Here is a 23,888-nt window from a genome sequence, read left to right on the forward strand (position 1 = left end):
CTCCGATGAAGTCCAACCACGACGACCAACCGGGAGGCAGCGGCCTGCTCCTCGGAGCCGGGGCCGCGCTGCTCATGGTCGCCTGCTGCGCCCTACTTCCCTTGCTCCTCGCCGGTGGTCTGCTGGCCAGTGTCGGCGGGTTCCTCGGCAACCCCTGGGTGATCGGCACCGGCATCGCCGTCCTGGTGCTCGCGGTCCTCGCGACCACGCGGCGCCGCAGCGGCGGCAACAACGCCAGGCATGGCTGTTGCCCGCCTGTGAACTCCACCCACCCCAGCGACACGAAGGACGACCAGAACCGATGACGCTTACCCGCACCCGCCGCGCGACCCTCTCGGTCGCCGGCCTCCTGCTTGCAGGCTCCCTGGCTCTGACCGCCTGCGGAAACACCGACGCCACACCAGCCGCAGATGCGGGCACGCCAGCGGCGGTTACTAGCATCGACGGCCAGATGGTCAGCCTGCCCGCCAGCGGGAAGCCGACCGCGGTGTTCTTCTTCTCCGTCGGCTGCGGCGAATGCGTTGAAGGCGTCCGCTCCCTCGGCGAGGCCGCCACCGCTGCCGAGAAGTCGGGTGCTGGGGCGAGCTTCCTCGCCGTCGACATGGACCCCGGCGAGTCCAAGGAGACCATCGAGGGATTCATGGAGTACGTCGACGCCGAACACGTCCCGGCCGCCATAGACGAGGGTGCCGCCTTGTCCCAGCGATTCGACGTTGCCGCCCTGTCCACCCTCATCGTCATCGACGGCGACGGCAAGGTGACCTTCCGTGCCACCGAGCCCGACGCGAAGACGATCACCGCCGAACTCGTCAAGGCCGGAGCCTGATCCATGGGCGGATTGCTCAGCCTCGCCTTCGCCGCCGGCATGGTGGCGCCGGTCAACCCATGCGGGTTCGCGCTGCTGCCGGCCTGGATCAGCCAGACCCTCGGCGACGCTGACGCCTCGCCCGTCCCGGTGCGGCTGCTGAGGGCCCTGCGGTCCGGAATCGCACTGGCGATCGGGTTCGCCGGCACCCTCGCAGCTGCGGGCCTGCTGGTGAGCGCCGGGGCTCGGGGCCTGATCCAGGCAGCGCCCAAACTCGGTCTCGCCGTAGGCGTCCTACTGGTGCTCCTCGGCCTGTGGATGCTGGCCGGCCGTTCGATCTCCGTGCGGTTGCCCCGGATCACCGGCCGAGCAACCGAAGGCCTCCCGCCAACCGCCCGGATGCTGGTCTTCGGGATCGGCTACGCCCTCGCCTCCCTGTCGTGCACCTTCGGAGTGATCCTTGCTGTCATCGCCCAGGCACAGGCCACCGCCAGCTACGCGGGGCTGCTGCTGGTCTTCGGTGTCTACGCCGCCGGCTCAGCCAGCATCCTGCTGCTGCTCGCACTCGCGACCACCGCCGCGGGTACCGGCCTAACCCGCCACGTCGCACGCCTCGGGAGTTATGGCCCCCGGATCACCGGCGCCGTCTTGCTGCTCACCGGCGTCTACCTCGCGTGGTACTGGTGGCCCGCCGCCACCGCCGACAACAACCTCGTCGCGACCGGCCGTGCCGGCGGTGTCGCCAGGCTCTCAACGACCCTGTCCGGCTGGGTTCAGGCTCACACGGCGCCGATCGCGGCGCTCGCGGTCATCTCCCTCCTCGTAGTACTCGCCCTTGGCGCCGCCCATAGGCGGCGTCGAGCCAGTTCCGAATCGCCGGAGGCCTGCTGCGACACCACGAACGTCGGGCTCGGCGTGTCAGGCGGCGACCACGAGGGTCAGTAGCCGACGGCTGAATGGGGGGCTTGGTCCGGGACTCAGCGACTCGACTGGAACATTCTTCGAAGGACGTGCATGACTCACCGCAACTCGCCACTGTCAGTCGAGGGACGTCGGCGGCTGGTCGAGCGTTGCAAGACCCGGCCGATCGCTCACGTGGCAGCTGAGATGGGAATCTCCCGCGCTACCGCGTCAAAGTGGGTCCATCGCCATCGTGAGTTCGGTGAGGTCGGTCTGCTCGACCGCTCATCGACGCCTAAGCAATCCCCGACAGCCACCCCCAACGTCGTTGTTCGCGAAGTCGAACGCATGCGGCGCGAGCACAAGTGGTCAGCGGCTCGGATCACGTTCGAGCTCGAACAGGTCGGCATTCAGATCAGTCGGCGCACGGTGAGTCGCATCCTCACCGACCTGCAGCTCAACCGGCGCCGCTTCATCGACCCGACCGGGGAAAGTAACCGCGAAGCGAGGAAGATTGTCGCTCGGTGCCCCGGCCACATGGTTCACCTGGACGTCAAGAAGGTCGGCCGAATCCCCGATGGCGGCGGATGGCGGGCTCATGGCAAGGACAGCCCGGAAGCTCGCGCCGTCGCGCGGACGAAAACCCGCGGCACGCGAGCCGGCTACGTCTACCTCCACTCAGCGATTGACGGCTACTCACGCCTCGCGTACACCGAGGCTTTGCCGAACGAGCAGGCCGCGACGGCCGTTGCGTTCCTCGCGCGAGCGCGGGCATGGTTCGCGGCTCATGGCATCACGCACATCGAACGGATCGTGACCGACAACGGATCCTGTTACCGCGCCTCAGCGTTCGCCGATGCACTGGCCGGGTCGCGGCACCAACGGATCACGCCCTACACGCCCCGCCACAACGGAAAGATCGAGCGGTACAACCGGATCCTTGCCGAAGAGTTCCTCTATGCACGGACATGGACCTCAGAAGACGAACGCGCCAACGCCCTCGAGCGCTGGAACCTGCACTACAACTACCACCGCCCGCACGGTGCCGCGGACGGTCAGCCGCCGGCCACGCTCGTGCCAATTCGCGTCAACAACGTCCTGGCCTCATACAGCTAGACGTCGCATAGGGCGGTCTCAAGAGCGCTCCTGTGTGTCAGCTCTGACGGTGCCAACTATCGTCGCTGCCGTCCTCGAGCACCATCCCAATGGAGGTCGCGCAGGCGTCCCCGCGCCACGCCTCGACGCCCTCGCGAAGAGCGAAGGCGGCGATGACGACTCCCGCGAGCGAGTCGGCCCACCACCAGCCGAACCCGCTGTTCAGGAGCAGGCCGATCAGAACGGCAGCCGACAGGTAGCTGCAGATCAGCGTCTGCTTCGAGTCGGCCACCGCGGTCGCGGAGCCGAGCTCGCGTCCGGCACGGCGCTCGGCGTAGGACAGGAACGGCATGATGATCACGCTCAGTGCTGTCAGCACTATCCCGACGGGGGAATGCTGGACCTCGACACGGACGAACAGCGTCAGTAACGAATTGACAATGACGTACGCAGCCAGAGCGAAGAACGCGACCGCGATCACTCGGAGAGTGGGTCTCTCCCAACGCTCCGGATCACGCCGGGTGAACTGCCAAGCGACGGCTGCGGCGGAGAGGACCTCGATCGTCGAGTCCAATCCGAACGCGACAAGCGCCCCGGACGATGCGACACTGCCGGCCGCGATGGCCACGACGGCCTCGATGAGGTTGTAGCCGATCGTGGCGGCGACGATCAAGCGGATGCGCCGTTGAAGGATAGGGGATCGTTCGTGCGTGATGGGTGCGGTCATGCGCAGTGGCAGTCCTCACCTGCGCAGCACCCCGGCTCCACGAACAGTGTGACGCGTAGCAGCTCGTCCAGTGCCGGGGCGATGTGGCCGTCGGCCAGTCGATACCAGGTTCGGCGGCCCTCAGGGATGGCTTCGACCAGCCCGCACCCACGCAGGCAGGCGAGTTGGTTCGACATCACCTGGCGGGAGACGCTGAGGGCGTTGGCGAGGTCGGACGGAAAGGCCGGCGCTTCACGCAGAGCGAGCAGGATGCCGACGCGGGTGGGGTCGGAGAGTGCGTGGCCGAAGCGGGCCAGGGCGGCGGTGTGCGTGATGGTGGCCGCGGGGGCGATGGTCGTCATGGGTCTCTCAGTGGGTGAGGGCGAGGGCTTCGATCTGCTCCGGCGTTCCGGTGACGACGAGCCGAAGGTCGTTGTCATCGGTCTCCACAGACCAGGTGACGAACGCGCAGCACGACTGTTCAGCGGCGACGAGCTCGCTGAGCTCTGCGATCGAGTCATCGCTGCGGGTGTAGTCATGACGAGGCGGTCGTCGGTTCTCGTGCGACTGACGGCGAATCGGTCATCGAAGCGATGCCAGCGCTCAACCTGGGCCCGGCCGGTATCGGGCGAAAGCGTACACGCGATTGGAATCGAGTTGAGGGGGCCGACATGGGACATACCGCGATGATACAGCGTTCGCTGTATCAAGTGGCAGGCTGCTCGAAATCGCGACAGCCGATCTCGCAGGAGATACGCGGGTCGCGGGCGTCGGAGATCGACTGGACGTTCCCCAGTGCGATACCGCTCGGGTAACGACGGGAGGAGCCGCCTCCGGCGGCGCTGTTCCCAGAGCTTTCTGTGTCTTTCCGCCGCCCGATCGTAGCTCGTTCCCGGTGCTTCCGTGCCGGGCTTTCGCGGCATATCCTCCTTCCGCTTCGCTTTAGTCCGGTATTCCACGGTCCCGGCACTCCGCACCTCCCACTCGCCACTGATCTCCCCGCCGGAAAGGCAAACAAGACTCTAATGAGACCGGTTGGTCTGGGACTGGCTGGCAGACTGACGTCCGGTTCGACGTCGCGTGACTCAAAACAAAAATGGCCCCCCGGGTGCCTTTCGATCGATCTGTCCGCGCGCTGAACTGGGCGTCGGTTTGTCTGTTCCGATGGCTTGATAGAAGGTCGTCCGCGGCCGGGGAACCGGCTTGCGTGACTCATAAGAGTTCCGCCTCGAAACACTTCCAGACCGACGAACTGCACTGTTCGCCAACCGGAAGGGGACCATCGGAGTGAGCTCCGTGGCTGATCACTATGACCACGTCGTCGGCGTCGACACGCATGCACGAACACACACCTATGCCGTGCTGGAATCAGGGACCGGACGCCGCCTCGACGCGGCGACGTTCCCGACAACTGCGAACGGTCTCGGCCGAGCACTGGCTTGGATTCGGCGGCGCGCTCAAGGTCGCGTCCTGGTCGCGATCGAGGGTGCGAGTTCCTATGGTTCGGGTCTCAGGCGAGCGCTGATCGCCGCTGGCGTCGACGTTTGCGATGTCCGGCCGCCGAAGCGGGCCGCTCGCGCTGGCCACGGCAAGTCGGACGAGATCGACGCCATCGCCGCGGCCAGGACCGCGCTTGCCTCCGACGTCGAACGGCTGACGACCCCGCGATCGGACGGGCTGCGCGCAGCGCTGCGTGTGTTGCTGGTTGCCCGACAGGCGATGGATAGCCGGCGAACCGCGGAGCGGAACGCACTAGCCGCCCTGCTGCGCAGCTTCGACCTCGGCATCGACGTCCGCAAGCCACTCACCGACACCCAGGTGAAGGAGGTCGCCGGCTGGCGGCAGCGCTCAGCCGAGGACGCCGCGATGGTCACGATCCGGCAGGAAGCGCGTCGGCTGGCGGTCTCGGTCCTAGCGCTCTCCGCGCAGCTGGCTGAGAATCAAGCGGCGTTAGCCGGGCATGTTCAGGAGCTTGCGCCCGGGTTGCAGCAGTTGCTCGGAGTTGGCGCTGTCACCGGCGCCATCCTGGTCACCGCGTATTCGCATCAGGGGCGTGTCCGCAGCGAGGCGGCGTTCGCCGCTCTGGCCGGAGCGTCTCCGCTGGAGGCCTCGAGCGGGAACACGACCCGGCATCGTTTGAACCGGCACGGCGATCGGCAGTTGAACCGGGCGTTGGATGTCATCGCCCGGGTCCGGTTGAGTTGTGATCCTCCAACCCGCGACTATCTGGCCAGGCGGCTGGCCGAAGGCAAGAGCAAACGCGAGATTCGACGCAGCCTGAAGCGCTACATAGCCCGGCAACTGTTCGGTCACCTGAACTCGGTTATGGCGTGACCGCGGCGCTCACAGCCAAGGGATGTGATCAGTGCCCTCTGTTCCAGGCGACATCGTGAAGAAGATGTCTGCGGATGATCTGTCGGATCAGTTGTTCGGGCGTCGTCTTAAGCGCTGCAGCCAGCCTCAGGATCTCGATGCGCTCCTCCTGAGAGAAGTGCAGCGTCAACAGCGACCCCCCGCTGTCTTCCGTTCTGGCCAAGAACGCGTTGTTGTCGGCTATCCCACTCATGCCCACAGGATGGTCCACGTGAAGCGTCGCCACTAGCACTCTGAATGCCTTCTCATCCGCGTGGTCGGCGAATTGGGCACAGCGGTCGTTGTGTCCGAAGCGGCCAAGGAAATGGAGCCGCACGGAGGCGGCGCCGTATTTGTCGGATGGAACGCCTCCGGCGTGCTGTTCCCCTTGGTTTTCTTTCCGATCCGGCAGCCGATCATAGCGAGCTCCACCAGCTCCGTTCCCTCCACGCGCTATTTGCAGACTCCACTCGCTGCGCTCCCTGCGCTTAGCAACCGCTCCCTCCGGGCACTGCGCTGCCTCCGCCCGCTCTCGATCTCTGTGCCGGAACGGCAAGAAAAACGATCAGGAGCAGGACAGCACAAACGCCCCCAACTGATCGGCCGACCCGGCAGACCAATTTGACACCGGCCCATAGAAGGGTCGATCAACCAGGGGAGTGATTGAGATGCGGGTATTCGCCATCGATACGAGCAACATGGGTCCGGAACTGCAAGGCGGACTGGTCGGGGTGGTCGGCTCGACGAGCCCCTCGGCCGAGGAGAAGCGGGAGTGCGTGGAGACGGTTAGCCGGTACGCCGTCGATGGATGGGCGATCGCCGCCGATCCACGCACACCGATCGGCCGTCTGGCGGCGCTCACGGCTGAGACGGCGTGTGTGCCGTTCGTCGCCTTCAACCGGGTAGCCCAGCGGGGTGGTCCCGTTGTCGGGCCGGCGACGGTCGCGGCGACGACTCGCGAACTGTCCTGACGGGGCAAGCGAGAAGCGGGCCCGGTCCGCGGGCCCGCTTCCGTCCGGCGTGGTCAGTCACCTACGCCAGGGTCCGAGCTGACCGTTGCTGCGTCTCCTTCCTCGTCGGCTGCCTTGTCGGCGGTCACGATCTGCTCCTCGTCGCTGGGGCTGTAGCCCACGCGGCGCGCTGGGTGAAGTAGTTTCGCCCGGATCGAAGTCGAGCAGCATCCGTGTGGGGCGGCGGTCCGTGTTGAACTGCTATTGCGGGACGTGGATTTCGAGCGCAGCAGTTTGAGCTACCCAGACGAGTGTCGCGCGATCGGTGACCACCGGATAGCGCTTCTCCCGGCCGGAGTGAAGGATGGTTTGGCGCAACACCCAGTCCGGGACGCCCATGCCCACATCCTTCTCGAAGAACGCCTCGATCGGCGCCGAAGTCAAGCCGACGCCATCAGGCCAGCGGTTCCGTGTCACGGGCCGGCCGGCTAGGTGGGGGAGTTACGCCGCCGCGATGCTCGCGTAGTAGTGGATGACGTCGCCCTTGGTGGTCCCGGTCTCCAGGTAAAGCACCTTGTCCAGGCTAGTTAGGCGCAACCGTCTCCCGTCTACATCGACAACGGAGGTGGCCGGCATGGCACGACAGTACTCCGGCGAGTTGAGGTCGGCGACTGCACATCCGACCCATCCCTGCTGCTAACTTCCGACTGCGGTGTAGCGATGATGCCACAGCAGATGAGCGGTTGGCCAACCAGCTTCGCCCCTTTCGAGTCGATCGCGACCACGTGGGCAACGGGCAACGGGCAACGGGCAACGGGGAACACGATCTTGAAGCCCCGGGTCGGAGGCGTGAAGGAGTTGGCTTACGTAGCGGGCATGCCTGGAGGAGACGTCGAAACCTTCCACGAGAACGGCGCCTTGCACGACCGCAACGCGGGTCCGGGCGAAACCGTGACTCGCCCCGCCGCCAAAGATCGGCACCTGAGATTCGCTGGCGTCCTGTTGTACTCACCACGGTGTTGTTAGTGTGGCGGGTATACCCCTAGTAGGCATCAGTTTCTCCCGATCTGGGGGGGAATTCTGGACAAGGAGGTGGCGCAATGATCTATGTTCTGGTGCTGCTTACCGTAGCTCTGCTCCTGCTTGTTGCGCTTTACGGCGTATCCCGGCTGGTGCGCATCTCGGGTCGGGTGTTGGTTCAGGAACCGTTCTTGTCGGGTATGCCAGTGACGGAGCATGCGGTCTCTCGGTACCACGTGCGTTGGTACACGATTGCGATCGTCTTTCTGGTGTTCGACATGGAGATGGTTTTCATGTATCCGTGGGTGCTCGCGGTGCGTGAGACGGGTGCCGGTTCCGTGGTCGAGATGTTCGCCTTCCTTGCTGTGCTGGTTACCGCGGTCGTTTACGCCTGGCGCGAGGGCGTCTTCCGGTGGACGTGACCCGCCGTCTGTTACGGCTCGCGATTCCTCGAGCATTTGTTGTGGGTGCGTCCGGCTCGACGGCGGTCCGATTTGCTGTGGAGCGTGAGTTGCGGCGGCGGGGCTGGGGTGAAGCCCTCACCCCAGCGAACGCCGACATCCTGGTCGTGTGTGGGAGCGGTGAAAACCGTTTCAACGGAGTGGTCGACCGCCTCTGGGACCAGATACCGAGTCCTCGCGTGCTGGTTCGTGTTGCGATGCCGGATGCGGTTGCCCGGCAGCTCGACGAGGCGCGTACGGAAATGTGGGGTCTCGCGGGCCTACGGGCTGATGCAGCGGCGAGTATCGGTGCTGGCGTTCGCGGCATGGACCCCGATGGCATGGACTGGAGCTCGACCGTTCAGCCGCACGAAAACGTCGACGCGCACACGACTGGTCACGACATGGACAACCATGACGTGGCCGGCATGGGCGATATGGATATGAGTTTGGAGATGCCTGGTGGCATTTCGATGGCCGATCGGGGCCGGGACCGCGATGGGTTGAAGCTCGATCAGTTGCATGTTGCTCTCGGGCCGGCTTTGTCAGCGTGGCCATCAGGGCTTATCGTGCGTCTTGTGGTTCAGGGCGACGTTGTGCAGGCGGCTGAGCCGGAGGTCGTCGGTGACTGGGCACGCTCGTCATTTTGGTTCGACGCGGGGGCCGATGATCAGCAGAGGGTGAGGGCTGCTGCTGCTGCCGATTCGTTGCAGCGCTTCCTGAGTGTTGCGGGCTGGGAGAGCGCGGCTGACACCGGTCGTTGGCTGCGCGATCAGCTGCTGGAATCCGCCCCCGGAGCAGCGGTGCATCCTCGCTTTGTTCGTTGGATTCGGCGGGTTCGTGGTTCGCGGGTCCTGCGCTGGTCGATGAGCGGGCTGGGCCAGGTTGGTTCGGGTGCGCCCGGAAGTCTTCGTGGGGATGTGTGGGCACGGTGCGTGCGATGGGTCGAGGAGATCGCAGCGGTCATCGAGGATCCCGTAGCCAATGGCCAGTCAGCCGCTGGTGCGTGGGGTGTGCAGCGTGCCGAGCACGCGCGCGCCGTCCTCTCGATGTTGCCTTTGGTTCTGGCAGGCCAGGAGTTCGCCGCCGCGCGGCTGATCGTTGCCTCGTTCGATCCCGATCTGGAGGCGTTGCACGCGCGCTCGCTTGGTGGCTCCCACGGGTGAGGCGGCGATGTTCGAGGACGCACTGTGGAGCACCCTGGTCGCGGTGGGACTGCTCGGCGTGTTCGGGTACGCCGTGGCTGCTACCACGGCGCTGATGCGTGCCCGGCAGGCCGGCTCCCCGTGGACCGGAGCATGGGCGGCACCGGCGCGCGAGGTGGCCCGGCTACTGGTGCGGCAGCGCACCGCTGTTCCCGGTTCCGACCGTTTGCTCGCGCGAGTCGGCGGCGCCCTGTTGCCCATCGCCGCGATCATGGCGCTGCTGGTACTGCCATTGGACAGTCAGCCGCGGGGTCCCCATGCGATCAGCGATCTTTCCATTGGCGTGGTCTGGTTCAACGCGATGGAGGTGCTTGCGTGGGTGGCGGTCTGGATGGTCGGTTGGGGGTCGAACTCGGCGTGGGGAGTGGTCGGCGCGAATCGTTTCCTCGCCCAGGGTCTCGCCTATGAGTTGCCGCACATGTTTGCTCTGGTGACGGTGGCCGTCGGCGCCGGATCCCTGCGGGTCAGCGACATTGCCGCTGCACAGACCGGAGAACTCTGGTTTGTGGTGGTTATGCCGGTGGCCTTTATCGTGTTCCTGCTCTCGGTGATGGGGTTCTCCTTTTGGGGGCCATTTGATCAAGCTGTTGGTCGTGACATCGCCGGTGGAGTGGCGGCGCAGTTGTCCGGCGTCGATCGGTTGGTCTTCCTGGTCGGTCGGTATCTGATGTTGACGGTGGGCAGTGCGATGGCGGTCCCGCTTTTCCTCGGCGGTGATGCCGGACCGGTGCTGCCGGGGTGGTCGTGGCTGCTGGTGAAGACAGTGGCCGTACTGGCGGTGTTGGTGTGGGTGGGGCAGCGGTGGCCGACGATCCGGATGGAGCGGTTCACCGAGATCAGCTGGATTGTGCTGCTGCCGGCGGGGATTCTGCAGGCGCTGGTGGTCTCGATCTTCGTCGTAGTCGGATGGATGTGAGCGCTGATGGTCGACGCGATCGTTTTCGGGGTGTGTGCTCTGGGGTCGGTGGCGTGCGGCGTCACGGTGTTTCGGGTGAATTCGATGGCGCGTGCAACGTTCGCGTTGCTGGCCTCGTTCGTTCTCGCGGCTGTGCCGATCCTGTTGCTGGGGCTGTCGTATCTGGGTGTGCTGGTCATCTTGATGATGGTGATGGAGATGATGATCATGTTGGTCTTCATGCTCATGTACATGATGAATCCGGCCGGTCTGATGCCAATGAAGATGGTGCACAACAACCGGATGTCACTGATCATCGCGGCCGTCGTCTTTGTCGTCCTCGCCGTGGGCGCGCTGGTCACACCGTGGCCGCGGACGGGCAGCGTATCCGCCCTCGAGCCGACTAAGGCTTTGGGGCTAGATATCATGGGCCCGCACATGCTGGTCATGGTGATCATCGGGATCGTCCTCTTCGCGACGATGGTCGCGGTGATCGTGCTCTCCTCCGCGCGCGGCCGGTACGACCGGTTTGGTGACGACCTGAGTATCCGGCCACCACAGGACCCGGTGAGAGGGGGCTTGGGCCGATGACGCTGCCCCTGTTCCTGATCTTTGCTGCCGCCCTGTTCGCGGTCGGCCTGTACGGGCTGCTCAGTCAGCAGTCGATCGTGATGATCATGATGGGTCTCGAGCTGGCCATCAACGGCATCATTGTGGCGGCAGCCGCGGTCTGGTACTTCATCATCCCGGGAAGCCCGGACGCGCAGACCGTCATTCTGGTGGCGATGGCGGCGATGGCGGTGGAGATGGCGATGGGTTTCGCCGTAACGACCGCGATCTTCCGCACCCGGGACGTGGACATGGTCGACTCCGCATCCGATCTGAAGGGCTAGCCGCCGGTGATTCTTCTCATTCTCGCTGTGCTGCCCGCGACGATGGCGATTGTGCTGCTTCTCGCCGGTCGGCGGGCGGATGCGATCGCTCCGGCGGCCGCGGTCACGGTGGGGTTGGTCGAACTGGGCTTGGCGATCGATGCGACGATTATGAGACCGACGTTCCACGTCGCAGCCCTGGACGGGGTACCGGCCGCTCTCGCGGTGGATGGGCTAGCTGCGATCGCCGTGATCACGGTCGCCGGTGTGTTCCTGGCTGTATCTGTTTTCGCGGTCGGGGACATTGGACGCGGCGAGGCTCGGGCCCGCTTCTTCGGCACGCTGCTGCTGTTCGTCGCCGCCATGTTGGTAACCGTGACCGCCACGAACGTGTTCACGCTGCTCGCAGCCTGGGAGATCATGGGCGCCACCTCCTACGCGCTGATCGGATTCTGGTGGCCCGACGCAGATCGGGTGCGGTCGGGCGGAATCGCGTTCATCACGACACGATCCGCAGACGTCGGCATGTATGTAGCGGCCGGGGCTGCGCTGGCCGGTGGTGCGGCTGGCCTGAATCTGACGCAACTCGGAAGCATCCCCGGTGGCTGGCGCGATGTGGCCCTGGCCGGTTTGGCCCTGGCGGCTCTCGGCAAATCGGCGCAATTGCCGTTCAGTTTTTGGCTCGCGCATGCCATGGCCGGCCCGTCCCCGGTGTCGGCCCTGCTCCACTCGGCCACCATGGTTGCCGCCGGAGGGTACCTCCTGCTACGGATCGAACCCGGCATGACGGCCACCGGCTGGCTGGGCCCCGTGGTGGCCTGGGTCGGCGCGTTGACGGCACTGATGCTTGGGGCTGTTGCGGTGGCGCAACGCGACCTGAAGCAGTTGTTGGCGGCATCGACCTGTTCCCAGATTGGCTTCATCGTGCTGGCCGCAGGCGTCGGTGGCATCGCCGGCGGGGCAGCCCAGTTCGTGGCGCACGCAGCGGTGAAGAGTCTGCTATTCCTGGTGGCTGGCGCCTGGCTTGCCCTGTTGGGCACAAAGGATCTGTTGCGGTTGCGCGGTGCTGCCCGCACGCATCCGGTAGCCGGTGTCACGTTTACGATCGGGGCACTGGCCTTGGGAGGGCTGCCGCCGCTGTCGATCTGGGTGGCCAAAGACCAGATTCTCGCCGCGACACTTCCGAGCTCTGCAGCCCTGTACATCATCGGTCTCGCCGCGGCCGGGTTGAGCGCGGCCTATGCGGCCAAGGCGCTGGCCGTCGTCTGGACGAAACCCGCAACCGATGATCCGCTGGCCGCAATCAGGGCGGGGCATATGCCGGTCAGTGAGCTGCTGCCGCTGCCGGGATTGGCCGCCGCAGCAGCCGTGCTCGGTGTTTTCGGTATCCCGTCGTTCTCCGCCGCATGGGCGCGGACGCTCGGTCTACCTCAGCCCATTGTGCCTGCCCCCTGGGAGCTAGTGGTGTCGGCGTTGCTGGCGGTGACGGTGATCGTTGTCGTGGCGCGGTGGCAGCATCGGCGGCTGGAGGGTGCGAACGAGCTGCTCGCCGAGTTCGGGTGGTTGCGGGACTGGCTCGGGCTTGAGGCTGGAATCAACGCCATCATCGTCCGTCCGGTCACCGCGCTGTCCGTGTGGTGCGCCCGCTTCGACGACCGGGTCATCGCGCACGTCGGGGATGCCCTTGGCGCCGGCGCAATGCGCCTGTCCCGCTTTGTGGATTCCCGCCTTGAGCGCGGCCTCAGCGGGGCGGTCGGCGCTGTTGCCGGCGGTGCGCGCAAGCTTGCCGCATCCGCTGTTCGCCCGCAGACCGGGCTGATTTACCAGTATTACGTCCAGGCGATCATCATCCTGGTCGTGCTTGCCGCCGTCTTCGTTCTCGTGAGGTGACCGTGCTCTCTGGCGTCGTATTCCTGCCCACGGTCGTGGCTGCACTGCTGATGGTGGTGCCGCGAACCCGGGTGCGGTTCTTCGCGTGGGCTTGGGTGGTGTTGGCGTCCGTTGAGCTTGCGCTGATCGTTCTGCTGTGGATCGGGTATATCGGCGGCGGGAGGACCGGATTCGCGTACGAGGAGAACATTCGCTGGCTGCCGACGCTCGGCTCCGGTTATCACATCGGCGTCGACGGGTTTTCGCTGCCGCTGGTCGCGCTGACCGGAGTGCTGTTCCTGGCCTGCGCCATCTACTCACTACGCGAACAGCGCAGGACCCGCGCCTGGGTGGTGTTGTTCCTATTTCTGCAGACCGTCTCCTTTGGCCTGTTCGTGTCGCTGGATCTGCTGGTGTTCTTCGTCTTCTTCGACCTGTCGATCGTCGCCATGTACTTCATCATCGCCGGATGGGGTCACGCCGGCGCCGCACGGGCGGCCCTTCAGTTCTTCCTCTACACCTTCATCGGATCTCTGGCGCTGTTGCTCGGGTTCATCGGCCTTTATCTGGCCAGCACACCGCACACCTTCGACATCCCGGAACTGGTGCGGCAAGACCCGCTGAAATCCAGTCCGGTGCTCGCCGGGGCCATCTTGTTCGCCATCAGCCTGGGGCTTGCCATCAAGACCCCCACGGTTCCGTTCCACACCTGGTTGCCGCCGGCGCACACCGAAGCGCCGACCGCGGGTTCGGTGATCCTTGCCGGCGTGCTCCTGAAGATGGGCACCTACGGCTTCGTGCGGATCGCGATGCCGATCCTCCCCAACGCGTGGCGCGCCTACGCGATGGCTTTTGTCATCGTCGGGGTGATCTCCGTGCTGTACGGTGCGCTGGTGGCGATGGCGCAGACGAACCTGAAACGCATGATCGCCTACACCTCGATCAACCATATGGGCTACATCATCCTCGGGTTGGGCGCTGCGGGACTCGCAACCAGATCAAACGTGCAAGCTTCAGTTCTGGCGGTCAGCGGTGCGGTGACACAGATGGTCAGCCACGGCCTACTGACCGGGGCACTGTTCCTGCTCGCCGGGGTGCTCTACGCCCGCGGGGGAACCTTCGACATCGACGCCTACGGCGGACTGGCGACACGGGCGCCGGTTTTCGCCGGGCTGATGGCGGTAGCCGTGTTCGGATCCCTGGGACTGCCCGGGCTCTCCGGCTTCATCGCCGAGTTCCAGATCTTCACCGGCAGCCTCGGGGCGGCACCGATACCAACAGCTTTATCCGTGGTCGGGATCGTGATCACCGCCAGCTTGCTGCTACGCATGTTCCAGCGCATCTTCCTCGGCCGCCAGCGGCAACCACTCGAAACCGATCGGGCGCTCACGACGTCGGATGGCGCCGACATACCCATCAAGGACGTCTTCTCACGCGAGTTCGTCTCCATCGCGCCACTGCTACTGCTGTCGCTGATCATCGGCGTGATGCCCAGATTCCTGCTGGGCGTGATCGAGCCTGCCGCCCACGCCCTGATAGCCCTGGTCGGCCGATGAACGGTATGCAGGCCGGGCAGGAGATCGATCTGACCGTCCTCGTCCCGGAACTTGCGGTCACCGTGACAGCAGTGCTCGGTCTCCTAATGGGCAGTTGGCTGCCCCGGCGAAGGCAATGGCTGGTGCGCGTCCTTGCGTTAGTCGGCATCCTCGTCGCCGTGGTCGCCACCGTTGTCGCGATGACACAGCCGCCCGTGGTCACGGCCGCGGGGACTTACACGATCGACATCGCGCTGAACGCGGTACGTCTTGCGGTGCTTGCGGGCACAGCGATCGTGATCGGGCTGGCCACCGACCAGATCGTCGGCATGAAGCGGGAATCGGAGTTCTACGTGCTGCTGCTGCTCGGAGCCCTCGGCACCATCGTGGTCGCTGGTGCCAGCGACCTGCTCGTGCTCGCGTCCGGATACCTGCTGGCCAGCATCCCCCTCTACGCACTGGTCGGGTTCGCAAAAGACCGCCTTGGCACCGAAGCCATGCTGAAGTACTACCTGATGGGCGCCCTGTTCGGAATGCTCATACTGGTCGGTGTCGTACTGCTCCTAGCCACCGGCGGTAGCACCTCCTATGCGGAACTCGGCCGCAGCCTGCTACGCGGACCGATGGGAGCAACGGCGATCGGAATTCTCGTGCTGGCCGCCGGGCTGCTGTTCAAAGCCGGCGCCGTTCCCGCCCACTTCTGGGTGCCCGACGCCATCGAGGGCGCCACACCGGCGGTCGCCGCGTTCATCGCCACCATCCCCAAGATCGGCGCGCTCGTAGCACTCTTCCGGATCAGCACCGACGTCTTCGCACACGTCCCCCTGAACTGGACCCTCATCCTCGCCCTGCTCGCCGCGGTCACCATGACACTGGGCAACCTCGCCGCCTTCTTCCAAACCAGCGTCCGCCGGCTGCTGGCCTACTCAACCATTAGCCAAGTGGGCTACCTGCTGATGATCGTGGCCGCATATCAGCAACCCACGCGCGCCCTGCCGAGCCTGCTCTACTACCTCTTCGGCTACACAATCACCAACCTCGGCGCATTCGCCGTCGTTTCTGCATTCGCCAGCCGACGCACCTTAATCGACTACACCGGACTCTTCCGCCGCCACCGCTGGGCCGCACTCAGTCTGACCATCTGCCTTCTCGGGCTGGTCGGCACCCCGCCGACCGCGGTATTCGTAGGAAAACTGACGGCCTTCACCACCGCATTCGAGGCCAACCTGGGCTGGCTTGTGATCCTCGCGGCAGCCAACTCAGTGGCCAGCCTCTTCTACTACCTTCGCTGGATCTTCCCGCTGTTCCAGCGAGGCGTAACCGACATCGGGCAACCGAACACCGCGGCCGTGCCGGAATCCGTCGGCGCTCACAGCCTCCGCCTTACGATTGTGCTCGGCGCTGTGTCCCTCGCCATCGGTATCGCAGCAAATCCACTCCTACAACTCTTGAACTGAACCGCACCGCGGTTGGCAGTGAGCGCAGACTCTGCTCTTTATCTAGCCGCTCGGCAGCGTATAGGTGGTCTTGCACGGACTCCGGGGCCGGATCAGGATGAAGGGATGAACGTGACGCAGTTGGAGCAGATCCGTTCCGGTCGCGGTTTATTCGCTGCACTGGACCAGAGCGGCGGTAGCACTCCAAAGGCGCTGGCCGATTACGGCATCCCCGAGAGCCGATACGACTCCCAGGCGGAGATGTTCGACCTGGTCCACGAAATGCGCTCCCGCGTCATCACCAGCCCAGCGTTTGATGGAACGCGCGTACTCGGTACGATCCTGTTCGAGCAGACCATGGAACGCGATATCGGCGGCGTCCCGACAGGGCGCTATCTGTGGGCCGAAAAGCGAGTCGTACCGTTTCTCAAAGTGGATAAGGGGCTTGCCGACGAGCGGCACGGGGTGTCGTTGATGAAGCCGATCGACACGCTCGATGACCTTCTTGAGCTGGCTAACCGGAACCACATGTTCGGCACGAAAATGCGCTCCGTGATCAACGACGCGGACAAGGGCGGCGTGAGCGCCATTGTCGACCAACAATTCGAGTACGCCGCAAGGATCGCGAGGGCAGGGCTCGTGCCGATTCTCGAACCCGAGGTCAGCATCCACAGCCCACATAAGGACGAGGCAGAGGCACTGCTTTACAACGCTTTGCTGGCTGGGCTGGAGGCGCTGCCAGACGACGCCGCGATCATACTGAAACTGACGATCCCGACGCTAACGGGCCGTTACACCGATCTGGCCGCCGACCCGCGGGTGCTGCGAGTGCTCGCGCTCTCCGGTGGGTACAGCCGTGACGAGGCATGCGACCTGCTGGCCAAGGAACCGGGCATGATCGCAAGCTTCGCCCGCGCATTGCTCGAAGGGCTCGCCGCCGAACAAACTAATGAGCAATTCAACGCGCGCCTGAACGCATCGCTCGCGCAGGTCTACGCGGCGTCCGTGCACAAGTCGCCCGCCTAATGTCGATCTCCATGCACTCGTGCAGGGCGATTACATTCACAGGCCTGATCTTCAGGCCGTTCCCGCACACCGGAACAGCCCATCAGCGCCGCGTTCGCCCCTCACCCTGGCCTGAGGCGAGAGTCACTTCAGGGCTGGCACTCAGCTTCAAAGAAGCGCTGACCCAGGCTCGTTGTCCGGTCTAATACAGGGCTGTCTTGAGGAGGATCACGAGGACGCCGAAGAGCGCACTGGTGAGCGCTGCCGCGATGCGCGCCCACCAAGGTCGAGCGCGCACCGACAGGACAAGGTAGCCCAGCAATCCAAGCATCACCACCGCCAACCAGAGCGCGACTGATATTGCGGTGTCGAGCGTCACTAACCCGAGCGCGGCCAGCAGAAGCGGAGCGGATGGAACGACGGCTGCCTCTGGCATTCCACTCGATTCCCGCAGGGCCCGCCTGAGTGAATCCCTCACTCTGTCCCGAAGGCGGTCGGCATCTCCTTGGAAACCGAGAGCGGTCGAGAAGACGTGCGCGACCCAGAACACGATGACGCTGACCACGGCGAAGACGAGAGCCTGCCATGCCGAGCTTGACTCTTTGAGACCGATCGACGTCGCAGCGACCACGCTCGCGTAGACGATCGTGCCGTAGATCGCCGCAGGGGTACCAATGTGCCGCCACAGCGCGCGGTGCACATCATCGGTCGGCACCCCCCGGGGTTGACTCAGCGAGCCAGATCTAGTCATGTGCCACATCATCCGCACCTCGAGCCGTATCCGCAAGGAAACCACCGGGCCTGAGATCCCGAACACGTGATGCACACGGGGTCTTGACGATGCGCAACCGTTAGAGGTCGGCGGCACGAAGATGCCGATCTCTTTACTGCCCGTCCGGGCGACGAGTGCGACGACGATGGCAACGCTCCGGCTGCGGCTGTATCCGCTAGGGCGACGACCGTGAACGGTGCGACGACACCGTCGGCCGTTCCGGCCTGGACCGCATGAGCGCTGGCTCAGGCGCAGAATGTGACAAGTTGGTAACGAGCGCATACCATTACCGGGTATTCCCATTGCGAACTCAGCATCACCTGGTCCGTTCGCGTCCCCCCGGCGAAAGGCATTGTGTGGCACGCTCGAGCACGTCTGCTGGGGACTTCTCCCTGTCACAGGACGTCGTCGAGCCTCGCGGCCTGCCGCGATCCGAGCCGACGGAAAGGCGCTCGAACTATGCGGCTGCAGTGGACGCTTTCTCGTCTCGACGCGAAAGACACGCGTTCGAGCGCCGCGAAATCGAGTTGACTCCTCCCCAGACGCTGGATCGACGAGCATCAAGCCCGGTATCCGCATCGGTCCGGCGGGCCAAACGTCGGGTCGCGGCATCCCACGGGGTTCGAGAGGACTCATTTCGCGGCGTAGGCAACAGCCCAGCGGCGCCCACTTCGCGCCGAATCAGCAACGCGCGGCCTGCTCGTGCCCCATTTGCGTATCGGCCCTCAAGTGAAGACCGTTCACAAAACCGGCGACTGCGCTCGATCTGGGCGAAGGTTGTTGTGGTTGCAGCGGCGAGTGGACTCGTCGGCACAGCGGCGTTGCCCGCATATGCGACTTCCATCGATGGCGCCGCTACTACGTCTCGAGCGGGCGTAGCGGTACAGACGTTGCTGAGTGGCGGAGCTGCCGTTCCAGCGGCGGCGCGAGAAGCCTTTTCGATCACTGAGAACAGCGCGAAACTGGACTCCACGGTGGAGTCGACCGTATCGCCGACGGTACAGCGGTTGGCGCAGACTCTTATGGTCGCTGTTGGGCAAGGACGGTTGACGGGGTACACCCCCGACCACATCCCGGAGATCAGGAACCTGGCGGAGGGCCGCGCCGTTCCTGGATGTGGTGTGGACTATCGGGTGCTGCAGACCATCGAAGTCGCATTAGCGAACTTCAACACCGTCGGCGTCAGTGACATCAACCGACGGTGCACCGGCCAGATCGAAGGTGCCGGTAGTGCGTCCTCGCATTACGCCAACGGCGGAGGTCATGCCGTGGACTTTTACTTGCTAAATGGTCGCCCGCTCACGGGCGGAGATCCGGAGTCGCTGAACCTGATTCGCGCGCTTGACCCGGTGATGCCCCCGAATACAGATCTGGGCCAGGTGGGCTGCCGGGGGAGCGTGGCCGTCACCAACTTTCTGCCGTTCGACGACACGTGCGATCACCTCCACATTGACTTTCGGCAAGCGCAAGGAACCGCCCTCAAGCTCTCCACCTAACCTGTAAAAGGCAGACACATCATCCGGTCTGCTGCTCCCGCCCACCACCCCTCGCTAAGATGCGGGTGCCCCAAACCATCAACCCAGGACTGAAACATGACGCTCACGCGACTCGACCCGAACCGGGTCGTTGCTATGCGCCGGCATCGGATCCTGCTCGCAATTGTGTCCCTGATGGCGTTGGTGGTCGGGATGTTTGTGATGACATCCATGAACTCGGCACACCCGCATGAGTCCGTCGCAACTGCGGTTGGCAGCCAACCTAACGCCCACTCTGTCGCGACCCAACCACACATTGATCCGCCCATCGTTCCGGTTTCGCCAGCCGCAAGCGCACCCGGAAGCCTTCAGAGCTCCCCGGGACCGCAGTGCGACACAGTCTGCGAGCTCAGTTGTGCGATCGCAGGCGCCGCGTGCGTTCTGGTCGCAATCGCCGTCGCCGTCTCGCTCTTCGCGGTAAGTAGAGCGCTCGCGCTTGTTGACCTTGTGCAGCGAATCGCGCCTGTCGCCATACCGTCAATTACGTCTGTTCGAGCGCATGGACCGTCGCTAGTCGCGCTCTCCATAAGCCGCACCTAGACCGGCACCTCTGGACCCCACGGCGCAACGCCGACCTGACTAGCAAAGCACTAGCGGTTGGCTGGCCTGGGCTTTTGCGCTCCACTGTTGTGACGTGATCGACGCTTCCCTTCGGATGGTCTCCGTCACACACCCTCCCCAGTTATTCGGCGACGAATGTGGCCTCCGGTCGGCATTTCTCGTCGTTACCCTTCCGAGCCGACCTACGGGTCTTCTCACGCCAAACGTCGGAGCCTTTCGCCACGATGCCCGCACACTCTCGCCACCGCCGAAGCGCGAACGCGCTTCCCTCGACCGCCTACCAGCACGAATCACGCCGAGCCCGCCGCGCCGCCGGGCGGCGTCGACCGGTCACCCGTCCCGCGGCAAACACTCGGCAACGACGTACCCGCAAACGATGGGCGCCGATTGCTGCGCTGGCGCTGGCCGGAACCTTGTTCGGAACCTACGCCCTCCCGGCCTATGCGATCGTGCCCGGCGAACGGCAACAGATCGCAACGGCACGGCCGGGAGAGCTGCAAACGGTAACAGTCGCCGCTACCGACCCGGCACCCGTTACACGCGAAGAAGTCGCTGTGACCGCGCCGCCGCCGCCGCCGAAACAGAAACCAAAAGCCACAGTCACTACCCCGAACACCTTCCTGCGGACAGCGAACACGTTCACAAACGACCCCGCCTCCCCGATCCAGTGGCCATTCGATGTTGGCGTACCCATCAGCGACGGATTCGGCTACCGAGTCGCGCCCTGCTCTGGTTGTTCCTCCTATCACGAGGGCATCGATATGAATCCGGGCGTCGGAACCCCGATCCAGGCGATAGCGGACGGCGTCGTCCGCGAGGTGGGCAATCCGTCCGGAAGCCTGGGCGTGTACGCCATCATCGACCACCAAATCGACGGACAAACCGTCAGCAGCCTCTACGCCCACATGGCCTACGGTTCGCTCGCGCTCAGTGTGGGACAAACCGTCAAGGTCCGACAACTGGTCGGCCTGGTCGGCAGCACCGGGGCCAGCACCGGCGCCCACCTGCACCTCGGCATTTCCGTCAACGGAACCCCGGTCGACCCCTATGCGTGGCTTACGCAGAAAGTGAAATAACCATGCCATTTCGCATCCGTCGGCACACCTCAGCCCTCATTGTCAGCACCCTCGCGGTCACTCTCCTGCTCAGCGGTTGCAGCGCCGCAACACCGGCGGCTCCGACGATGAACGAGCTCGGACACGTGCACGGCCTGGATGCCACGCACGGCCGCATCTTTGCCGCGACCCACCAGGGGGTGTGGGCGATCGACGCGGCGAAACTAGGAGATGGTTTCGCCACCGAAACCACCGCCCGGGTCGGCATTAGTAGCCAGGACACAATGGGGTTTACCGTCGCCCGTTCCGGCGTCATGTTCGCATCCGGGCACCCCGACCCCGGCAACAACCCGCAGCAGCTACCCGCGAACCTCGGTCTGATCCAAAGCCTCGATGCCGCACAATCCTGGAAGCCTGTTTCGCTTGCCGGTCACACCGACTTCCACGACCTTGTTACCGCCCCGACAAGCGACGCCCGCGTGCGGATCTACGGCTTCGACGCGGCCCAACAGCGCGTCCGGATCAGCGATGATGGCGGTCACACCTGGCACGATGGCGGGACACTGTCGTTGCGGAAGCTCGCGGTCAACCCAAACGGGCCGGATACGCTCCTTGCCACAACCCAGGCCGGTGTGCAGATCAGCCGGGATGCTGGCATGACCTTCTCCGCCCTGCCCGGCGGACCGATGCTGTATTTGCTCGCCCCGGTGGATGCCGCACCGGGACAATTCGTCGGCGTCGACGTCAGCAAGAAGATCTGGGCAACCACAGACGACGGTTCCACCTGGGCGCGGAAGGGAACGTTCGACACTCTGCCCGAGTCGCTGGCAACAGTGCAGGGCGCGTCAAGACTCTGGATCCTCGGTGCCCATGCCAACGGAATCGTCGCGACCGCCGATCACGGCGCCAGCTGGGTCACCTTGATCGAGGGCACCCCATGAGCGCCACACCGGGCTCGACGAAGAGCACCCGTCGAGTCCGACCAATTCGAGTGCGGTGGCCAGCGGCTGTGCTGATCCTGACCGTTCTACTCAGCCAGCTAGTGGCAGCAGGCCCGGCACGAGGCGCCGACTATCCGTCCTGGTCGGAGGTTGAAGCCGCACGCTCAAGCGAGAGTGCGAAAGCAAGCGAAATCAATCGGATCACCAATCTTCTGCGCACACTGGAAGACAACGTCCGCACCGCCCAGGCGGCAGCAGCCGACCGTGGCAGCGACTACGAGAAGGCGCAAGCACGACTCGATTTAGCAAGTTACCGCGCACAAACGCTGCGTACTTCGGCCGATGCGGCGCAGGCGCTCGCGAACGCATCCCAAGCACGCGCCGGCCAACTTGTCGCCCAACTTGCACGCTTCGGCAACGGCGACCCGACCACGCTGCTCCTGCTGAACGGGCAACGAGCAGAGACGCTGCTGTTCCGACTCGGCACCATGAGCCAACTCACGCAACGCTCCAATCGGGCCTTCGCCGCCGCCACCACCAGCGCAAACACCGTCCGATCACTTACCCGCCAGGCCGATGCCGCCCAAGCCGCTCTGGCGAACCTTAGCCGCGCAGCCGAAAAGGCGCTGCAGGACGCGGTCGCTGCCAGCCGCACTGCAGCGAACCAGCTGGCTGAACAGCAACAGACACAGGGAACCCTGCAAGCCCAACTGGCAGTGCTGGTCGAGAATCGCAAAGCGACCGAAGCCGACTACCGCAAAGGGGAAGAGGCCCGACGTCAGCAAGAAGCGGCCGCCGCAGCCGCCGCAGCCGCCGCTGCTGCCGCCGCTGCCGCTGCTGCCGCGGCTGCGGCAGATGGTGCACCGGTGCCGTCGGGGGACGGCGGGCAACTCGGTGGACAGGGTTGGGCGAAGCCGGTGTCCGGATGGATCAGCGACCGGTTCGGGCCCCGCCCGGACAAACCGGTAGCCAGTTCGGGCGCATTCCACTACGGCACAGATCTTGCCGCCGGGTGCGGCACCGCGATATTCGCTGCCGCCCCCGGACGCGTCGTATACGCAGGCTGGCTTGGAACCTACGGCAACTGGGTGCTCCTTGACCACGGCACCGGGGTGATGACCGGGTACGCGCACATCCGCGAGGGCGGAGTCCTGGTCAACGTGGGCCAAACCGTTCAAGCCGGCCAGAACATCGCCCAGGTCGGTACGACGGGCGGCTCCTCCGGCTGCCACCTGCACTTCGAAGTCCGCGTCAACGGTAACCGGATCGACCCGCAACCATTCATGAGCGCGAGAGGAATCACCCTTGGCTAACCGCATCATGCGAACCATCAGGCTGCGGACCGCCCTCACCTCGGTGGCCGCAGCTGTCATGCTCGTCGTCACGCTGGCGGGGTGCAGCAGCAACAATGATGCCCTCGCTCAGCAGTACAAAGACGGATCCGGGAAGAACTACGTCGCCGGCGACGGCACCATCACCGAAATCAAACCCCAGAATCGTGCGGCACCCGTCGCATTCGCGGGAAAGCTCGAAGACGGCAAATCGACCACTTCAGCGATGTACGCCGGGAAAGTTCTGGTCCTCAATTTTTGGTACGCCGGATGCGCCCCCTGCCGGGCGGAGGCACCCGCACTCGAAAAGACATACACAAAATTCGCCGGACAAGGGGTCGCATTCCTCGGCGTCAACGTCAGGGACCAAGCCGACACCGCCCGCGCGTTCGCCCGCACCTATGGAGTGACCTACCCCAGCGTGCTCGACGCCTCCGACGGTGCCATGCAACTGGCGTTCAGCGGGATTGTTGCCCCCAACGCGGTCCCCACCACACTCGTCGTGGACAAGGACGGGCGCGTCGCCGCTCGCATCCTGGGCCAACTGCCGGACGCGTCCGTGCTCAGCGCACTAATCAGCACCGTTCTGACAGAACAGGGACCGTAAC

General features: G+C 64.9%; 25 protein-coding genes and 1 pseudogene. 20 read left to right on the top strand and 6 right to left on the bottom strand.

What is annotated here, in order from left to right; genetic code table 11:
- The first annotated feature begins 5 nt into the window (after positions 1–5).
- The 4 genes from merT to HNO83_RS17875 all read left to right on the top strand — a co-directional run bounded on the left by merT (position 6) and on the right by HNO83_RS17875 (position 2,821).
- Positions 6–305, top strand: a complete 300-nt coding sequence (merT, locus tag HNO83_RS17860) for a mercuric ion transporter MerT (RefSeq protein ID WP_005882715.1) — start codon at positions 6–8, stop codon at positions 303–305.
- Positions 302–826: a TlpA family protein disulfide reductase gene (locus tag HNO83_RS17865; protein WP_005882713.1), complete on the top strand. Its 525-nt coding sequence runs from the start codon at positions 302–304 to the stop codon at positions 824–826. The genes merT and HNO83_RS17865 overlap by 4 nt, the downstream gene beginning before the upstream one ends.
- Before the next feature lie 3 nt (positions 827–829).
- Positions 830–1,750: a cytochrome c biogenesis CcdA family protein gene (locus tag HNO83_RS17870; RefSeq protein ID WP_058623030.1), complete on the top strand. Its 921-nt coding sequence runs from the start codon at positions 830–832 to the stop codon at positions 1,748–1,750.
- A 69-nt stretch (positions 1,751–1,819) separates the two neighbouring features.
- A complete protein-coding gene (locus HNO83_RS17875) occupies positions 1,820–2,821 on the top strand; it encodes an IS481 family transposase (protein WP_175338888.1) in 1,002 nt (333 codons plus the stop codon).
- 37 nt (positions 2,822–2,858) lie between these two features.
- Here HNO83_RS17875 and HNO83_RS17880 read toward each other — a convergent pair whose 3' ends face one another.
- Positions 2,859–3,527 carry a cation diffusion facilitator family transporter gene (locus HNO83_RS17880; RefSeq protein WP_175338889.1) on the bottom strand — a complete coding sequence of 223 codons (669 nt, stop codon included), beginning with the start codon at positions 3,525–3,527 and terminating at the stop codon, positions 2,859–2,861.
- Positions 3,524–3,868 (bottom strand): ArsR/SmtB family transcription factor, encoded by a 345-nt coding sequence (locus tag HNO83_RS17885; RefSeq protein WP_175338890.1) that lies wholly within the window; start codon positions 3,866–3,868, stop codon positions 3,524–3,526. The genes HNO83_RS17880 and HNO83_RS17885 overlap by 4 nt, the downstream gene beginning before the upstream one ends.
- 925 nt (positions 3,869–4,793) lie before the next feature.
- On the opposite strand from HNO83_RS17885, the gene HNO83_RS17890 reads away from it, so the two are divergent.
- Positions 4,794–5,840, top strand: a complete 1,047-nt coding sequence (locus HNO83_RS17890; RefSeq protein ID WP_175338891.1) for an IS110 family RNA-guided transposase — start codon at positions 4,794–4,796, stop codon at positions 5,838–5,840.
- A gap of 28 nt (positions 5,841–5,868) precedes the next feature.
- Here HNO83_RS17890 and HNO83_RS17895 read toward each other — a convergent pair whose 3' ends face one another.
- The gene (locus HNO83_RS17895; protein WP_175338892.1) at positions 5,869–6,195 is read right to left on the bottom strand and encodes a hypothetical protein; all 327 of its coding nucleotides are present in this window, start codon (positions 6,193–6,195) and stop codon (positions 5,869–5,871) included.
- A 331-nt stretch (positions 6,196–6,526) separates the two neighbouring features.
- Here HNO83_RS17895 and HNO83_RS17900 point away from each other — a divergent pair, with 331 nt between their 5' ends.
- Positions 6,527–6,829: a hypothetical protein gene (locus tag HNO83_RS17900; RefSeq protein ID WP_175338893.1), complete on the top strand. Its 303-nt coding sequence runs from the start codon at positions 6,527–6,529 to the stop codon at positions 6,827–6,829.
- A 240-nt stretch (positions 6,830–7,069) separates the two neighbouring features.
- Here HNO83_RS17900 and ligD read toward each other — a convergent pair.
- A pseudogene (gene ligD, locus HNO83_RS17905) lies at positions 7,070–7,297 on the bottom strand (non-homologous end-joining DNA ligase LigD); the annotation flags it as partial.
- Between the two features lie 12 nt (positions 7,298–7,309).
- Positions 7,310–7,444 carry a hypothetical protein gene (locus HNO83_RS20665; RefSeq protein ID WP_283810132.1) on the bottom strand — a complete coding sequence of 45 codons (135 nt, stop codon included), beginning with the start codon at positions 7,442–7,444 and terminating at the stop codon, positions 7,310–7,312.
- 464 nt (positions 7,445–7,908) lie between these two features.
- Between HNO83_RS20665 and HNO83_RS17910 the strand changes: the two genes are divergently transcribed.
- The 9 genes from HNO83_RS17910 (at position 7,909) to HNO83_RS17950 (ending at position 17,106) form a co-directional block, all read left to right on the top strand.
- Positions 7,909–8,250: an NADH-quinone oxidoreductase subunit A gene (locus HNO83_RS17910; RefSeq protein ID WP_175338895.1), complete on the top strand. Its 342-nt coding sequence runs from the start codon at positions 7,909–7,911 to the stop codon at positions 8,248–8,250.
- Positions 8,241–9,434, top strand: coding sequence for a hypothetical protein (locus HNO83_RS17915; protein WP_175338896.1), 1,194 nt, complete (start codon positions 8,241–8,243; stop codon positions 9,432–9,434). Before HNO83_RS17910 ends, HNO83_RS17915 begins: the two co-directional genes overlap by 10 nt.
- Before the next feature lie 7 nt (positions 9,435–9,441).
- A complete protein-coding gene (locus tag HNO83_RS17920; protein WP_175338897.1) occupies positions 9,442–10,389 on the top strand; it encodes a complex I subunit 1 family protein in 948 nt (315 codons plus the stop codon).
- A gap of 6 nt (positions 10,390–10,395) precedes the next feature.
- Positions 10,396–10,959 carry an NADH-quinone oxidoreductase subunit J gene (locus HNO83_RS17925; RefSeq protein WP_175338898.1) on the top strand — a complete coding sequence of 188 codons (564 nt, stop codon included), beginning with the start codon at positions 10,396–10,398 and terminating at the stop codon, positions 10,957–10,959.
- The gene (locus tag HNO83_RS17930) at positions 10,956–11,261 is read left to right on the top strand and encodes an NADH-quinone oxidoreductase subunit NuoK (RefSeq protein WP_175338899.1); all 306 of its coding nucleotides are present in this window, start codon (positions 10,956–10,958) and stop codon (positions 11,259–11,261) included. Before HNO83_RS17925 ends, HNO83_RS17930 begins: the two co-directional genes overlap by 4 nt.
- Before the next feature lie 6 nt (positions 11,262–11,267).
- Positions 11,268–13,130, top strand: a complete 1,863-nt coding sequence (locus tag HNO83_RS17935; protein WP_301218907.1) for an NADH-quinone oxidoreductase subunit 5 family protein — start codon at positions 11,268–11,270, stop codon at positions 13,128–13,130.
- A 2-nt stretch (positions 13,131–13,132) separates the two neighbouring features.
- Positions 13,133–14,665 (top strand): complex I subunit 4 family protein, encoded by a 1,533-nt coding sequence (locus HNO83_RS17940; RefSeq protein ID WP_175338923.1) that lies wholly within the window; start codon positions 13,133–13,135, stop codon positions 14,663–14,665.
- Entirely contained in the window at positions 14,662–16,101 is a 1,440-nt protein-coding gene (locus HNO83_RS17945; protein WP_217499213.1) for an NADH-quinone oxidoreductase subunit N, read from the top strand. The genes HNO83_RS17940 and HNO83_RS17945 overlap by 4 nt, the downstream gene beginning before the upstream one ends.
- Before the next feature lie 105 nt (positions 16,102–16,206).
- Positions 16,207–17,106, top strand: coding sequence for a fructose bisphosphate aldolase (locus HNO83_RS17950; RefSeq protein ID WP_175338900.1), 900 nt, complete (start codon positions 16,207–16,209; stop codon positions 17,104–17,106).
- A gap of 181 nt (positions 17,107–17,287) precedes the next feature.
- Here HNO83_RS17950 and HNO83_RS17955 read toward each other — a convergent pair whose 3' ends face one another.
- Positions 17,288–17,836: a hypothetical protein gene (locus HNO83_RS17955; protein ID WP_175338901.1), complete on the bottom strand. Its 549-nt coding sequence runs from the start codon at positions 17,834–17,836 to the stop codon at positions 17,288–17,290.
- A 1,154-nt stretch (positions 17,837–18,990) separates the two neighbouring features.
- Here HNO83_RS17955 and HNO83_RS17960 point away from each other — a divergent pair.
- From HNO83_RS17960 to HNO83_RS17980, 5 genes are all read left to right on the top strand, one after another.
- Positions 18,991–19,353, top strand: a complete 363-nt coding sequence (locus HNO83_RS17960) for a hypothetical protein (protein ID WP_175338902.1) — start codon at positions 18,991–18,993, stop codon at positions 19,351–19,353.
- Between the two features lie 1,154 nt (positions 19,354–20,507).
- Entirely contained in the window at positions 20,508–21,029 is a 522-nt protein-coding gene (locus HNO83_RS20825) for a M23 family metallopeptidase (RefSeq protein ID WP_301218898.1), read from the top strand.
- 107 nt (positions 21,030–21,136) lie between these two features.
- On the top strand, positions 21,137–21,949 hold the full coding sequence (locus HNO83_RS17970; RefSeq protein ID WP_175338904.1) for a F510_1955 family glycosylhydrolase: 813 nt from the start codon (positions 21,137–21,139) through the stop codon (positions 21,947–21,949).
- A 68-nt stretch (positions 21,950–22,017) separates the two neighbouring features.
- Positions 22,018–23,262 carry a M23 family metallopeptidase gene (locus HNO83_RS17975; protein ID WP_175338905.1) on the top strand — a complete coding sequence of 415 codons (1,245 nt, stop codon included), beginning with the start codon at positions 22,018–22,020 and terminating at the stop codon, positions 23,260–23,262.
- Complete coding sequence (locus HNO83_RS17980; protein WP_349627286.1) at positions 23,255–23,887, top strand: TlpA family protein disulfide reductase; 633 nt, start codon at positions 23,255–23,257, stop codon at positions 23,885–23,887. Before HNO83_RS17975 ends, HNO83_RS17980 begins: the two co-directional genes overlap by 8 nt.
- Position 23,888 lies beyond the last annotated feature (1 nt).

The sequence above is a fragment of the Leifsonia sp. C5G2 genome (assembly GCF_013359685.1).
Lineage (GTDB): Bacteria > Actinomycetota > Actinomycetes > Actinomycetales > Microbacteriaceae > Leifsonia.

Bases quoted from the DNA above. Each gene is read 5' to 3' on its own strand.
- merT (WP_005882715.1), top strand. From the start codon at position 6: ATGAAGTCCAACCACGACGACCAACCGGGAGGCAGCGGCCTGCTCCTC.
- HNO83_RS17865 (WP_005882713.1), top strand. From the start codon at position 302: ATGACGCTTACCCGCACCCGCCGCGCGACCCTCTCGGTCGCCGGCCTC.
- HNO83_RS17870 (WP_058623030.1), top strand. From the start codon at position 830: ATGGGCGGATTGCTCAGCCTCGCCTTCGCCGCCGGCATGGTGGCGCCG.
- HNO83_RS17875 (WP_175338888.1), top strand. From the start codon at position 1,820: ATGACTCACCGCAACTCGCCACTGTCAGTCGAGGGACGTCGGCGGCTG.
- HNO83_RS17880 (WP_175338889.1), bottom strand. From the start codon at position 3,527: ATGACCGCACCCATCACGCACGAACGATCCCCTATCCTTCAACGGCGC.
- HNO83_RS17885 (WP_175338890.1), bottom strand. From the start codon at position 3,868: ATGACGACCATCGCCCCCGCGGCCACCATCACGCACACCGCCGCCCTG.
- HNO83_RS17900 (WP_175338893.1), top strand. From the start codon at position 6,527: ATGCGGGTATTCGCCATCGATACGAGCAACATGGGTCCGGAACTGCAA.
- HNO83_RS20665 (WP_283810132.1), bottom strand. From the start codon at position 7,444: ATGCCGGCCACCTCCGTTGTCGATGTAGACGGGAGACGGTTGCGCCTA.
- HNO83_RS17910 (WP_175338895.1), top strand. From the start codon at position 7,909: ATGATCTATGTTCTGGTGCTGCTTACCGTAGCTCTGCTCCTGCTTGTT.
- HNO83_RS17920 (WP_175338897.1), top strand. From the start codon at position 9,442: ATGTTCGAGGACGCACTGTGGAGCACCCTGGTCGCGGTGGGACTGCTC.
- HNO83_RS17925 (WP_175338898.1), top strand. From the start codon at position 10,396: ATGGTCGACGCGATCGTTTTCGGGGTGTGTGCTCTGGGGTCGGTGGCG.
- HNO83_RS17930 (WP_175338899.1), top strand. From the start codon at position 10,956: ATGACGCTGCCCCTGTTCCTGATCTTTGCTGCCGCCCTGTTCGCGGTC.
- HNO83_RS17945 (WP_217499213.1), top strand. From the start codon at position 14,662: ATGAACGGTATGCAGGCCGGGCAGGAGATCGATCTGACCGTCCTCGTC.
- HNO83_RS17950 (WP_175338900.1), top strand. From the start codon at position 16,207: ATGAACGTGACGCAGTTGGAGCAGATCCGTTCCGGTCGCGGTTTATTC.
- HNO83_RS17955 (WP_175338901.1), bottom strand. From the start codon at position 17,836: ATGACTAGATCTGGCTCGCTGAGTCAACCCCGGGGGGTGCCGACCGAT.
- HNO83_RS17970 (WP_175338904.1), top strand. From the start codon at position 21,137: ATGAACGAGCTCGGACACGTGCACGGCCTGGATGCCACGCACGGCCGC.